The sequence below is a fragment of the Brevibacillus sp. NRRL NRS-603 genome (genome assembly GCF_003013445.1).
In the GTDB taxonomy this organism is placed as follows: domain Bacteria; phylum Bacillota; class Bacilli; order Brevibacillales; family Brevibacillaceae; genus Brevibacillus; species Brevibacillus formosus.
Map to the genome: position 1 here is coordinate 29,661 of NZ_PXZN01000040.1, position 14,810 is coordinate 44,470.

The window sequence follows — 14,810 nt, forward strand, 5'->3', positions numbered from 1 at the left end:
AGAAGTACCTCCTTACGTAAATAGCCATATTCGTTTGCCAATCACACATGCCTCAGGGCGTTGTTTCCAGATCGCGAGCAAGCATTTGATCAGTGCTTCGACGCATTTGTCTCCGCTGCCGGGATCGCAGTAGGGGGTGACGAGGACCTTGTCGCAGATCCAGTTGGTTAGTTTGATGTAGTCTACTTCGCAACCATCCCAGACTTGTCCGCTACTTTGCGCGATGAATTTCCACTTATACGTATGTTTGCCTGCTTCGACCGGGTAGTAGTGATCATAGAAGCCGCCTTGTTGCGTGAAAGTGTCCATTAATACGTTGTCGATATAAAATTCGAGTTTGGAGTTGAAGGGTTCGGGAATCAGCTCCCATGTTTCAATAGCTTTGAAATCCCTTATTCGGAATGTTGTTTTGTATTCTTTGCCAGTGACGGCGCTGGTTGTGCCTTTTTGCTCAGTGATGAATTCAAAGCGATAGGAAGGGGAAGGGGTAGGTAGGAGAGAAGCGAGGCTAAAGGATTGCTTGCCTTCTTCCAGGAAGGCTTGTGAATGAATCAATGCTCCGTTTTGTCCATACACGTTCAAATGCATCTTGCTCCCGTTGCATCCACCCATCCAAATAGCCGTGTTTTCGGTAACCTTGAACCCAAGGACGGTACAGGATGACTTTTGGAGAGGCTTCACGTCTTCCAATTGCACATGTGCGTCCGATAGGGAAACCATGTCGTCGCATTTCGTTAAAAATCGGTAATTTACTCTGTACCTTTTTGCTTCTGGCGTATTGTTGTTTAATGCAACTTCGATTAATTGCTCGTCATCACCATCGTATTCATCCTCGGAGATCAATTCGTCGGAATCCTCGTCGTAGACTCTGACACGTAATCTCGTGTCTTTGCATAAACGAACTGGATCAGGGCTTTCCCATATTTCGATGGCATCTAACCAGCACCATGAGTCGGGAGGGATTACCCATTCTGTAGCAGGTGGGGTTGGGGGAGTTCCGGTATAAGGGGTTTCTTTTTTGGGGTAGTAATGTCCGTTGGAGTCGTGACAATAATCTTCCCATTTCTCTTTGAATTTTCCTTCAGACAATCGAAATGATCCGCCATTACCGTGTAATCCGCCTTTGGTTCCAGGGCCTTTTACAAGTGTATATCGGATTTGATAGGTTTTACCTGGTGGAATGATTAGCTGTATAGGATGCTCTCTCTCTGTTAGGTTGTATGGGCTCATACTGTTATAGTAGGCTGGGTATGGTTTACCTATAGATTTTCCTGTGGATTTATCGATAACTTCCATTTTTACTTGTGTCGTATCATATATATCCATTCCACCGTTAGAGTTTTTAGTGGTAGTAATCTCTAGGTTTTTGATAGCAACATATTGCAAATCATAGTCTACGGTGTCGTGGTCTCCGTAATTATCGTAGATGATTAGATGCAAATACCATTTTCCGACTGTTTTTTCTCCTTTGGCGTACGCGGTAACTGGAGTAGATTTTGACCAATCTATGTTTTGATAATTTCGAGAGCTTCCTTCATTTTTGGTAGTGTCCCATATTATCTCACCGTCATCTGTTAGACTAGAAGATAATCGCATCTCAAAGGATGCACGATAGCCGTCATGTTCGTAAGTGGGAGTTCTTCCACTCCGCAGGCTATATCTTCCCCTAAAGAGTGAAGCGCATTGAAAGCGAAATGTCATAAAACCGCCGCCAGTAAAGGTGATAGTGTGTTTAAATTTATCACTGGGGTGGATTGAATCTGTAAATAAAACGGGATAACCGTTTATCATTTTGGAGTTGTTTTTACCTAATCTACTAGTATCCAGAACAGCCTTTGAAGGAGAAGCACCCGGTATGTCTGTTCCTCCAAAAACTTTAAGCTTCTCGGAATAGGTATAAGAGGCAAAACTAGGAGCAGTCACTTCCCGAGTCACGCTTCCACGATTTTTTGATTGCTCATGTCCCTTATAAAACATTCTTCCTGTGATACTACTAGGTAATCCACTATCGTAAAGGGAATAATCGATGTCATGAGTCTTAATCCCAGCCTTGTAACATTTTTGGCCCCCTTCCTCTGGGGTAAGTTCTTCGGAGCCGTCAATGCCTCCTGAACCACTACCTCCAGACCCCGAACCAGAACCTACCTCTACCTCGATTTCTTCTAAATCCTCGTAAACCCATTTCAAGGAATGATTTCCTGCTGAGAGGAGCACTTCCCGATAAAGACCTACGGCTGCTTCGTGATTTTCGTTTCCTTCCCAAATCAGTTTGCCGTTATCATATAGCTTCAACGATTCATAACGACTGTACTTTCCTCCATATTCAAAGCGAACAAAGCCAGGATTCTTCAACTCAATATCACGCAAATAAACGCGGTTTGTGGTTCCATCCTGATCCTTGACCATCAGAACACCATCATCAATATCTCCAGTATTTGATTCAGGATGATAGAGCTGGTAAATGTCTACCCATTTCCAGTTATCCCTGACATCTATGTCTCTACTCCAATGTTCGTCACCTGAATTGAAGTCCTCTGAAAAGACACAAACGTATTTGGAACGATCCGGGTCAAAGTCTGTTAAATCAATGGCGGGCTCCAGTAAAACCTTCTCTGTAAAATTCAGTGAAGCACCAGGGTTCAGTTTCACTTGATAATCTATTTCTGCTCGATTCTCGGTTGTAGTTGCCATCTTTTTAGTGCGGTTGTAGTCCCAATCATTAGGGCGATCTACAGAAATATAGCTTCCGAAGCGGCCACGTATTTTTTCGGAATCATCATCGTAATCAAAGTCTGTGTCCTTTTCAGATCGAAAAGGCTCTTCCGTATAACTGTCTGTCACTCGAAAAGTAATCGTATGAGTGCCTTTGGTAAGAGTGATTTTTGCCGATTGGACCTCTGTGGTAGAGGCTGACACAAGCACCTGCTCCCCGTCTACCAGCACCTCAAGTATTTCAGAAGGGCGAAAATCACAAGCATAATCAAATTCAAACCAGCCATCGTCAAAAAGAGTAACGGTAGTGGATGCATCGCCAGTACCTTGGCGTATGGGGTCTTGCATTACCAATGCTTGCGTATTGAAATCGGGATGAGACCATCTTTTCCAAACATTTACGCCGGAAAAAGAGAAGTGTGCTTTATCTGCGTCCAAATCTGAGATAACTTGTGGATTGTAATGATCGATCGCCAGAGGGGGGCAGATTATTTCTACTTCGCCCTTTACGTCGACCGTGGTCTTATCTCCTACGTGAACAGCGTAAGTAATGTTAGCATCACCAGATTTGGTTTCAGAATAGTGTTCGTAGGGATCTAGTGACCATGGAGGGCCGTGATGAGAAGAGGCGTGACTTCCGTGCAGGCCGCTACCATGCATAACGTTTTGCTGAAAAGTGTCATCAAAAAAGGTATTAACATCAAATTGATAGGGTGGAGTTACTCTCTCCATTTTATGACTCCAAGAAAAAACACCGTCACATTCGTTGTCTAGTGAGATGGAGATTTCTCTCCCATTGATATCCTCGGTCACTTCACCGTTATAGTAAGTTGTCATGATGCTTTTATTTGAACTGGTCAGCCATTCCCATTTGGGATCAGCAAAAGCCTTATTCCCCAATGTATCCACATCCGGCGGTGTCTGCTCATCCAAGCTCTGCACCACCTCAACGCACTCCACATCTTTAACATAAACCGCATTTTTCCCAAACCGCCGATCACTCATCCGACGCACAAACCAATCAAACTTATAAGTCTGCCCCGGCTTGACGTGAAACTTCGCTTCTTGCCAGCTGCTGTTCTGATTCCATTCCCCGCCAACCTGATTGTTGTTGATAAAAAACAGCAACCCATCGCCAGGGGCGGTGCTAGCCATGTACTTGAAACGAATAAAGCCTTGCTTTTTAAAGCGCCATTGAAAAGTCACTTTGCTGGAATTACCGTGCTTGAGAGTGGTCACATCCAGCTTCATGATGTTTTCACTCCCCGCCATCTCATTGGAGCCGACGGAGTGAACCATCTTCCATTCCTGATCTTCCGTCGAGGAGACATAGCGGAACAAGCCGTGAAACTTATCGGACAGCGGGAGAGTCCGCATATCAAATGTAGGGACTTCTTTATCGATGGCATCGTAATGATTGAGATAGTAGCCGCTAAAGTGATGATAATAAGGAGCCGGACAAACTGGCAGCGAAACATTTTGATGGGTTCCATCCGGCTGCTCAGCGTTTTTCAGGATTTTGTAAATGCAATCGCGTACCATGAGCAAGGCGCGCTGGTAGTCGTTTTTTTGCGGATCGATTTGCTGGTTGACCCACCATTCCAGGCGACGGTACATGTTCCAAAGCGCTTCGCGGCAACGAACCTTGGCATACCAATTTTTGTCCCGGACAAATTGTTCAATCATCTGATCGATCATGCTTTCGAGAGAATCGAGATTGACCGTCTGCCAACGACCAATCTGACCCTTGCCGGGATCGCCCAACAGCGGATTCTGATACCCAGCGTAACGATCCTCTGCACGAGGACGATTGGGGCTGTCCGGATTGTCCGGGTGATTCGGGTGGAATGCGCCCTCTACTAATGAGGAGCGCATTTTTCCGAATGTGACGTTGCCCACTGATTTAGAAAAAATGCCAAACGTATGACCCAAAATGATCACCTCTAATCGGTAAAATCGTATTGCAGGTTATGATCTACCCAGACGCGGATGCGGTTTCCCGTAACCCAAACACGCAGCGTGTACCATTTCTCTTTTTCCCAGGCAAGCGGGTTCATCGGGGTAGAGTACATGGTTGATCTGCCATTCTCTACCTTAAAAAGCTGCATGGGCCGCGGCATACCGCTGGCGCTCCCGTCACTGACGACGAACATCCAGTAGTTCTGGTCGTTGTGATATTTGAACACGATGCCAGCGCTGTCCCCATCTGCGGGCTCATCGACTTTGAAATCGACCTCAAACTGATAGTCTGAATAAGTAAAGTCATTTCGAATGTAGCCGCTCATGCCACTAGAGCCCTTGGTATGGGTAAAAGTGCCTTGGTCGCGATTATGCTCCCAAGTGCCAGAGCCAAAACGAGTCCAGTTGTCTTGCCCCATCGCGAGTGCGTTCATATCCGTGGTCCATGGATAGTACGCATTGAATGGATCGTGGGGATCGTATGCTTCTGGAACAGAAAAACCACCTGACCAATGCTCGGGATCGTGCTCAGCTTCGAGTACATCGTTGGAGTAGTCGTAGACCAAACCTTGTCCTATTTCTTCTATACGATCTGCCCAGGCTTTCTTGTAGTCGCGAACAGAAAGTAATGGTTTCTCGATATGACCTTTTCTATGATCCAATTGGCTAGCCAAGTATTCCAGGATGACGGCGTCTGCGAGTTCTTTTTTACCCATGATTTGGGTGAGCAGCGAGGTAGCGCGCTCTTGGTTGGAAGCGACCCAATCTGCGTTGATAACAGCTTGATCCGGTTGTTTGTAACTGAGGATGGATTCGATCAGATGAGCTGCTGCTTCCGGCTGATAGGCAATCAATTGCTCATGCAATACCGTTTGTTCCAGCGCGAGCTTGGCATACTTTCGCCATTCATCGTCTTGGAGCTCTCCATCACGCGCGCTTTTTTCTGCCACATCGTATAAATCGACGAGATAACTGGCTCGTTCATGCGGGGAGGTAGCGAAGAGATAGCCGCTGCACAATTCCGTGATTCTGCTGCGTAGTAGTGCGGTGACTGGCAACTCGTCAAGATCGCTGGCGTGAGCGGATTTACGGGCTGTATGCTCTTCGAACAAAAAGGACGGATCAGGTTCCACGTAACCAAAAGGATGCTCAATTTGCAGCTCGGCTGGGCGGAATACATCTTCGCCGACAAGTGCCTCTGTAATGGATGAAGGGGCTGCCTCCATTTGACTAGTGATTTCGACCCCTTCAACCGTGGAAGAGAGTAATACTTCCCGGTTTCCTGCAACACTGTCCTCCTCCAGATGCGAGAGAACCTCATTCGGGCGGGCGGATTCCGATGTATCAAAGGAAAGAATGCCGGCTTTGTCTTGCAACGTTTTACTGAAAATGACCTCAGATTCGATCAATGCCTGAACCCGCGTTCGCACACCCTCCAAAAATTCCTCATCTACATAAGCATCGAAAGTCTTGTTGGTCAGCGCCCATTCCATGAGTGCCTCCAGAATGCTTTGGCCGTCTGTCAGGCGCGAGGCAAAAATCATGTCGTCCATCAGGTGGGAAGGAAATTCCTTGGAAGCGAGGATGTCTTCCAAAAGATGAGCGGGCAGTAATCGTAAGATGGTCGCGAAGATCATATCCTCTGCCAGGAGACTTGGGCGTACATTTTCCAGATTGGCGAAAATGTCATTCTCATCCTGATAAAAGGATGGCTTAGGTGCTTTGCCCCCACTAAGATCGATCGCGCGTTCCTTTTCCCAAAGATGAGCTGCATGTACGAGCTGGCGATTTGCGCGAAGGTCATCCGTCATAATGGAAGTGGGGCGGGAAAGGTGTTTCTTTCCGAGCTCAAAATGTTGGGGAACCCAGAGTAGATTGACTTTTTCGCGCCGAGAATCAGAGAGGGGATTTGGGATAAACAGATGGTGTCTGTTTTGTCGAGTGGCTTGTTCAAGATGCGTCAAAAGTGAAGCATCAGTTTGAATCAAACGGGTTCCAGAAAGTTGTGACAAGAGAATAGCGAACTCCGAAACCACGTCTCGATTCCCGATTGTATATTCCGTCATGAGTGTGCCCGGTGATTGATAGGGACGAAAAGCATGGAGTCGAGAGCGATTAATGTACAAGTCATTCTGGAACGGACGGAAGGCTGTTTGTGAATAGGAATCTAGAGAGAGAGGACGAGTAAAATCTCGATAGCCCCAGTCGCGATTCTGTAAAAGGGAACCATCTTGATGCATGGTTCGAAAACCTGTATAAGCTCGATGGATCGATAAATCTTGCGTAGCGATCCTGCTTGCATGGTGAAGGAAGTGCAGCAAGGCGTCATATTGACGGGCTTTAAGGTAAGCCCAGTCCATGTCGCGAAGCACCTTCGTCGGCTTTGTTTTAATCCGGTGGAAGGCTTTCACGAAATGTCGGATCATATCGAAGGTAAAATGGCGCTCGCCAATGGAATGAGACCAATCCGTAAACATGGTATGTCTGTTATCGCGGTTGGAAAGAGATCGGCTGTTCTCAATAGATAGGTTGTGAGTGATTGATCTGGTTGCGTTTTCTCTTTCCATCTGCACAAAGAGAGAAGCCCAAAACTTTCGCTCAGCCAAGCTTCTTTCGGTGTTGACGAATAAAGCGAAAGTGGAAGTACGCTCTCCTGTGAACCACTCGTCTATCTTTTTCCCGGCGAATCGTTCAGTCCGTGTTGCGCTAGAGTGATCTTTCCTGACGGTCGCATCTGCAAAAATGGAACGGCTTGCCGATGCTGGCGGCAAATCAATATGCAGCTCATCCTTATTCACACGCACGGACATTTGGGCAGGGTTGAGCTTAGCCATTCCGGCTGCCTTAATCCGATCTGATAAATGAACATGGCGAATGACTTGTAGCGGTTGCTTAATGATCCGGTCAGCGTCCAAGGCATCGTCCTGAAGCAAGCTCTCTTTAAACGGCGAGCGATCGGAAACCACGACCAGCTCCATGGGATTGGCCATGCTAGTCTCATTCCGGATCATATCCTGCAAAGAATCTTGAAGGTCAGCGGCAAATGATTTCCGATTCGCGAGCAAATAATCCAGCATGACCATACTGGCACTTTGCCCGTAGGGAATATAGACGAAGGAGTACTTACGGGAGGGAGAAGTCGTGAAAGTTACTTTTCCGATATAGTTGCGAATAGAAGCGTAGTGGTCTGCAAGTCTGAATTGATAGGCTGTTAGAGAAGAAATCCCGGTCAAATGGTTCACCTCCCAAAAAGAAGGGGGAACACCAGAGATGCGTTCTAGTTTTCCCCCTTTTGCTAGCTATACGGTTTTAGAGGGACTTCTTTTAGTAGCGAACTTCCTTCAGGAAAGCAACCCCCATTTTTACGTTGGCGGAGTAGTTCATGAAATTCTGCTCGGTATTGTGGTCGAAATAGCGGTAAACTTCCTGCTTGTGTTTCTTGGTCGTGTCGCTCGGATCGACATCAATGATCAATTCATCCAAGTGGAGAATGTTGTTTTTCGAAACAGCAATGCATGCATCCAAGCTGCCGCGGTATCCATCATATCCGTGTACGACATAAATCGGGCTCAAATGGTAGCGACGTGTCCAAGCAGATGCGTTAAAGCCTTGTGGCTCCAGAAGAAGACCCGTGTCCCCGAGCTTGCTATCGGAATACGCCTTGCCCGGCTGTGGAGCTTGAGTAATGAAGGCAGGATAGTGTTTTTGGAAGCGAATGCCGGATTTTGTCGCGAGCATTTGCAAGGTGTTGTTGCCGAAAGAGGTGTATTGACCATAATCGTGTGGGGCGATTGGAGCAGCAGGTTCTGTAGCGACAGCTCCAGCCGTCAGCATGATGTTTCCAGCCACATCATCCATGTTGTACTTGAACGGCTTAAGTGCGCCTACGTACAGGAAGCTTTTGCGATAATCTTCAAAGTGAACAGCCGGATCGCCAACAGCTACAAGAGAAAGGCGATTATTCATCACGTTCATGTACAGGTAGACAGGTTTATCAATCGTTCGATCTGTCGGTTTGCCATTTACGACGAATTTCTCGTCAGCCCATTCGAAATTGACTGGATGTCCTTCGGTTGCGAAGGTTTTGGCAGTCGAGTTGTATCCTTCCAAAACTTGAACCGTCAAGGAGCTGTGTTCCTTAGGGTTAGTGAAGCCTGGGTTGACGAATTTGACATAAAACTCTTTGGTCACGTTGTTAATATTGGAGATGCCCTTCAGGACAAGCTCGGAGGTTTTGCCGGAAGCGGAATCTTTTTTGGTGAGATCTGTAATGACCGTCCAGGTCGATTTCTCCTGTGTTTCACCAGCAGAGGCATTATGCGGATAGTTAGTAAGTTGTTCAATTTCGGATTTAATCGTATCCAGGAGCTCTTTAGAAGTGGTGATTTTTTCAATGTATTTAAAATTGGCCATGTGAAAATCCTCCTTTAATATACTTCTTTTAAGATGGCGATGGTGCAATCGGTAGGGTTGGGGGAGTACTTGAAGAAATTAACAGGGGTATTAATTCGGAAGAACTTGTATACCTCTGTCCAAGTTCCAGCAGCGGGGTTCTTCGGATCTTTTGGTTCCTCTGTATCTACGACGAGCTCGTCCTTGTTGATCAGATTATGGTCCTCGACTGCTACGACGCTGTCGAGGTAGCCACGATAGCCTTCGAACTGGTGTACCAGATAGATCGGCGATGCATGATATTTCTTCGTCCATTTCGAGCTTTGGAAGCCGTTTGCTTCCAGTACCATTTTGGACAGCTCAGGAGGGATTGTGCCCACTCCATCGTATTTGGGGAGCTGGGTAATGAAGGCAGGGTAGTACGCTTGGAAGTAGACGGAGCTTCGGGTTTGCAGCATGGAGAAGGAGTACATGCCGTTCGAGGTATACCGTCCCCAGCCCGAATAGTTAGGATTGGTGTCCTGCTTGATGTCGGCTGGAAGGAAGCCTGATTTTTCCTTTGTCAAATCGCCCATGCCGACTGTAATTCCGAAATTGCCTTTGTGGTCATAGTCAGCAAAAGGAATGGTTTTTCCGATATAAGCAAAGCTGCTGTAGTAGGCATCCATATCAGGCGAAGGATCGCCCTCAATTACGATTGCTACGCGATCATTGCTGACGGAGAGGTTGTATTCGACCCAATAGTCTGGGCGACGTTTCTTGTTTGGTACCCAAGAGACGACAGAGTCAGCGCCGTAGAAAAAGTGGGAGGAAGGGCTTTTGATTTCGACCTTGTCATCGTAATCGAGTGCCCATGCTTCGAGAGGCGGGGTGTATTTGTCGGTGTCGTCAGGATTGTTCCATTTGTTGTATTGAAGTTCGGCCTGTTTTTGGTCGAGGACGACCGGGACTTTGCCGGGGATGACGGTGCTCTTGTCGCAGGCAAGCTGGTAGGTATCGGCAGAGTTTCCAACCGGATTTTTGCCTGTGAAGCCTTTGCCGTATAACACATCCAAGTAGTTGTACTGCTGGATGGGATGCTTCAGCATGACGAAATAATCGTTAGGCGTTTGGCCTGTAGGTACGTCAGGAACTGCTTTTAGAACGACAGTGCGGTCGTAGTGATGGACGGGGTTGGCAATGTATTTGACCATTCCGAATTTGTAGGAAGGGGGAATGATATTAGTCCAGGTACCGCCAGATGCATAGTAAGCAGTCCACTTTCCTTTTGCCAAAACATCATTCCAGTCAGATGGAACTTGTGTGATCACTTGATATTCGTTCCACTCATTGCCATCGGTAAAGGTTTGACCATCTAATTCATACTTTCCTTGTTGAAGGGCGAGGCATTTCTTGCCAACTGTATTTTTAGGATCAGGATCATCTACATTAATTACTAAGAGCCCAGGAATAGAGAGGGTATAATCTTTTCCTGTATCATCCTTGTAGGTGAACTGCATGACCTGAATTTTTTTACCTGATTTTGTATTGTTGGAATTAATCGTTTCATAGACATATCCGTCTGCATCGACGAGACGAACACCATCATTAGCAGTCAACTCCCGCAAATCTGGTAACTTATAAACCTGATAAGTCTTCCCATCCGTATGCTTGTACGTCCCTTGCGTATTCGCAACAGTCGTCTTCGTATACGTAACCCACTTATCTTCATTAACCTCAAACACCTTTTCCCATCGGTTCTTCGTATCCGGGATTTTGGCATTGACGATTTCATCAGCCAGCTTGTTGATGAGCAAATCGGCTGTGATCTCGCCCTCGATCCAAGCTACTTGTTTACTAGGCATCCATACGCCTCCTTTACAGTTTCTTGCGTAAAAATTTCACATTGTACCAAACTTTCTTTTCCGTACCTGAAATGTTGTGGAAGTCAAAGCGGACCTGCGCATTTGGCTTCAACGGATAGACGATCCCAAAGCTGTTTCCCATCGAGACTGACTCCGGGAGCTCTTTGGTATAAATCGTCTCACAGACCTTCACGCCGTCCAGACTCAGCTCCCAGTAATCGCCGACGCAGTAGTTATTGGTAGCAAACGCCACGGATAAAAATTCTGTCGGATAGGGAAGGGCATAGGTATCGGAAAAGACTTGCTTGGACGCAGTCACATCAATCATGCGTCCGCGAATGAAGGGCTCGGTAAATTTGGAAAAGTGCGGGTAGGGGAGCTCACGTACCTTGTCGATCACGCCCCCGCCCGAATAAACAACGGAGAAGCCCACTTGTACTCACCTCTCTTTCTCTATACGAAGGACATCGGTGCCAGTTAAGAGGCCCCTCGTATCATAGAGTAGACGGATCAAGTAAGATCCTACCGTTTTTCCGTCAGGTGCGTAGCCCGCAGCGGTAACCGAGGTCAAGCGCCATAGAGAATAGTACTCCCAGTCTGGATGGAGCTGATCGACTTCAAGGGGGAAGGTGGTAGTGTCTGTAGAGCCAAACGTGAGGGAAATATCCAGCATGTAGCCAGACTCGTAGAACAGCTTGGCACCCGTGACCTTTTCCGGATCGAGGGGATGCTCCCGGATCAAACGAACAGAGGGTTCCTCGGCGAACGGGTCTGCTGTGACTGTCGTGATACGGTGGACTTCATCACGGATCAAATCGAGAATCGGATAAATCAAATAATCATTCGCAATCCCGGCCATTACACAATCGCCCCCTCGTTGTTGCTCCAAAATAAATCGAGGATTTGCATATAGCCGTTCTGCGCATCAAACATCGTACGGATTCCTTTGATCGTATACGCTTCGCGGGTGGTTGTATTAGAGTCGATAATGTAAATACGATCGAGAACATCCAAGGCAGGGTTGCCAGGGATGGAAATTTGCAGCGTACGGCACAAGCGTTTTATATCAAAAAACGTTCTTCGCGCGGCCAGTCGCTTCCATTCGTCTGTCTTCGCAGAAGGAACGTGCCTCACGCCTGTGCGGACCTCGCCTTTTAGCTCCATCAAAATCTCCGTGTCTACGAAATGACCAGCCTTATTTTCTTCGTCCAAAATGACAAGGTGGCTCCTGCCACGGGAAAAATCGATCGTCTTATGAATCGTGATCAAATTGTCGTGCTCCGTAAAAGTAGCCACAATCGGCCGATTCATATCAATCTCTTCCAAGCGATACGTACCGTAACGGTCACAATAGGAACGGAAATCCGTATCTTTCATGATTTCCGCGATGGCTTCTCCCACTTTGTATTGATACGATTCGAATTTGCGTCCGGGCGGCTCAATAAAAGGATTTTTCCAGCCTTTTGGGGTCAAAATGGATTCGGCATCGACTTCTACGAATTCACCTTCTTTATCCGGTACAGCTTTGAAAACCTTGCCTGTTGCCTGTGTCGCATGGGTATAGCTCGTCTCTTGTACGATGGCATAGGGGTAGTAAATGTCTTGCGGATTGCTGCGCCAGCCATACATTCCTGCATGGGCGATCAAGTCTTGTACGATGGCTGATTTGAGGTAGGCGGCTTTGGCAGTTGGTTCGGTTGGGACAGGTGCGGTACCCTCCCACTCAGGAATCGAATCAAACTCCGAGCTGGAACGGAACTTTTGATAGATTTGCCACACGCTGTTATACCAATTCGTATCGCTCGCCCATTGATAGGCTCCTTTATCTCCTCCTTGCCAAAAATATTTGACGTCGTCGACAGATTGGAAGCGCCACCCTTTGCTCGCCATGGCTTCCCGATAGCGAACGGCTCCGCGATAGAGCTGTCGTTCGATCCCTTGGTATTGCGGATCGCATTTTTCACCGGTATAGCATCCATACCCGAGAATGAAGTCTCCTGGAGGCAGACCTTTCCCCAACGTCCCCATTTTGGTTTCGTGCTCCGCAATGGCTAGCAGAAATTTATAATCGAGCTCTGGCCCCTGCTGCTTGGCATGCTTTTTGGCCATCGAGATGATTTTGTCCCGACGAGACATCGAGGAAAAAACATTGGTATCTTGCGCGGCAGAATGTCCGATGTCTGGGGGATATTGCTTGTCCTCGGTAATGACCTTGTTCAAAATCTTTTTATACATATCGCGGCAGTAAATGGTCATGGTCGATTCCTCGCCATTCAAATCGAGCTTGTCGATCAACCCAGTAAATACTCGCATCAAATTCAGACCGTAACCCATGTAAATCCGAACAGGAGTATTTTCAGAGAGGACACCGACATGGAATCCGTTCACAAAATAAGACCAAGGGGTTTCCTTGTAGGTTTCGGGAAAGTAAAACGGATTATAGTCCGGGCTGTAGTAGCCGCCCGGGTTTGAAATCGTGATTCGTGCCTCACATGATTCCATTTCAAACTGGTTGTCTATTTCGATATGGTTAATATTGTCCAGAGTAAGGGTGTCCATATAGACAAACTTTCCGACCTGAAGCGATACTTTTCGGGGCTGACCAGGCATGAAGGTGCTCGTAATTTCCCGTTCCTCAAAAAACTCCTGCTGTATTGTCGGATCGACTTTATCTTTGTTCCCGTACAGATCGGGTCGCCCTTGCAATTCCTTGATCTGAATGTATTGGAGGGAAAAGCGATTGACTTGTTTTCCATTCCAGAACAGCTCGATGCGGATTTCCGTTTCGCCATTGGGAAAGGGAATATCACGAATCTCAACGTTTTCTGTCCCAGAGAATTTGTTGACCTTGATTTGCATTTTTCCATTGAAAAAAACGCGCAGCTCGCCGGCACCTTCACCGAAGTTGGTGGAGAACCCCATGCTAAAAATGCCGGGGTGAACGGAGGTCAGCTTGAGATTCATGCCTGTTGTTACAGTAGGGGATGGGAAGACGGTCTTGTACCCTTTGGGATCAAAGGTAAAGGTGAGGTTGCTATGCTCCGTCGAGCTTCTCTCGATCATGGATAGCTTTTTGGTTAGCTCGTCTACTTTGTAGACAGATTTTGTGTGCCACGTATTATTGGTAAAGCGTTCATCAAAAAGAGTTGCTCCTGGCGTTCCAACATAGGTGGCATCGGTTGTGACACCTGCGCCGTTATTGGAAGAGGCGGCGAACAGATGCTTCGAGCCATTCATATAAGGAAACGGATCGATGACGGCTTGTCCGTTCCAGACCTCAAAGTGCAGATGAGCACCCCTTCCTTTTGAACGGGGGGAATTGGGATCGTCATAGGTGCCCATGGTCTTAACCCCGGCAGAGCGGACATCGCCTGTATTGCCGCTTTTTCCGATTGTGGTGCCCTGCGTGACATAATCCCCTGTTTTGACGTGGATTTCGCTCATATGGGCGTAGCGGGTCCACATGCCATCCGCATGCTGAATTTCTACGTGAAAGCCGTAGCTTCTATATTTCTCAGACACACTCACTTTTCTTACCTTGCCAGCCCAGGTCGCTTTGATAGGTGTACCGACCGGACAAGCGATATCGATCCCTTGGTGGTTGCGATTGTCGCCCATATAGGCGGTAATATCTCGGATGCTTTTGCCCTCTACGGGAAAGACAAAAGAAATCTTGGATAGAGCAGTTCCGCCTTCTCCTGAACCATCTTGAATGATGGTGCGGGTCAATGTTTTCTCTTCCCGCGGATCACTCATAATGAAATCGAGTTCTTCGGTACGGCCCGGCACGAAGATGAGTCGATCTATCTCGACGCGGCACGCGGGCTTTGACAATTCTCCCAGTTTGAGTCTTTCGGAAAGAATTCTCCGCAGCTCATTGGACATCGTTTGCATGAAAGCACC

Annotated in this window: 7 protein-coding genes; all 7 read right to left on the reverse strand. The window is 47.3% G+C overall.

Annotation, left to right across the window (positions count from 1 at the left end):
* Positions 1-12: 12 nt before the first annotated feature.
* On the reverse strand, positions 13-4,644 hold the full coding sequence (locus C7R94_RS24975) for a hypothetical protein (RefSeq protein WP_106785392.1): 4,632 nt from the start codon (positions 4,642-4,644) through the stop codon (positions 13-15).
* 11 nt (positions 4,645-4,655) lie between these two features.
* Positions 4,656-7,913 (reverse strand): 3-keto-alpha-glucoside-1,2-lyase-like domain-containing protein, encoded by a 3,258-nt coding sequence (locus C7R94_RS24980; RefSeq protein WP_233220657.1) that lies wholly within the window; start codon positions 7,911-7,913, stop codon positions 4,656-4,658.
* Between the two features lie 82 nt (positions 7,914-7,995).
* Positions 7,996-9,084: a hypothetical protein gene (locus C7R94_RS24985; protein WP_106785394.1), complete on the reverse strand. Its 1,089-nt coding sequence runs from the start codon at positions 9,082-9,084 to the stop codon at positions 7,996-7,998.
* A gap of 14 nt (positions 9,085-9,098) precedes the next feature.
* A complete protein-coding gene (locus tag C7R94_RS24990; protein ID WP_106785395.1) occupies positions 9,099-10,907 on the reverse strand; it encodes a hypothetical protein in 1,809 nt (602 codons plus the stop codon).
* 13 nt (positions 10,908-10,920) lie between these two features.
* Positions 10,921-11,340, reverse strand: a complete 420-nt coding sequence (locus C7R94_RS24995) for a hypothetical protein (RefSeq protein WP_047072281.1) — start codon at positions 11,338-11,340, stop codon at positions 10,921-10,923.
* A 6-nt stretch (positions 11,341-11,346) separates the two neighbouring features.
* The gene (locus C7R94_RS25000; protein ID WP_047072280.1) at positions 11,347-11,766 is read right to left on the reverse strand and encodes a hypothetical protein; all 420 of its coding nucleotides are present in this window, start codon (positions 11,764-11,766) and stop codon (positions 11,347-11,349) included.
* Entirely contained in the window at positions 11,766-14,801 is a 3,036-nt protein-coding gene (locus tag C7R94_RS25005) for a M23 family metallopeptidase (protein ID WP_106785396.1), read from the reverse strand. Before C7R94_RS25005 ends, C7R94_RS25000 begins: the two co-directional genes overlap by 1 nt.
* Positions 14,802-14,810 lie beyond the last annotated feature (9 nt).

Bases quoted from the DNA above. Each gene is read 5' to 3' on its own strand.
- C7R94_RS24990 (WP_106785395.1), bottom strand. From the start codon at position 10,907: ATGCCTAGTAAACAAGTAGCTTGGATCGAGGGCGAGATCACAGCCGAT.
- C7R94_RS25000 (WP_047072280.1), bottom strand. From the start codon at position 11,766: ATGGCCGGGATTGCGAATGATTATTTGATTTATCCGATTCTCGATTTG.
- C7R94_RS25005 (WP_106785396.1), bottom strand. From the start codon at position 14,801: ATGCAAACGATGTCCAATGAGCTGCGGAGAATTCTTTCCGAAAGACTC.
- C7R94_RS24985 (WP_106785394.1), bottom strand. From the start codon at position 9,084: ATGGCCAATTTTAAATACATTGAAAAAATCACCACTTCTAAAGAGCTC.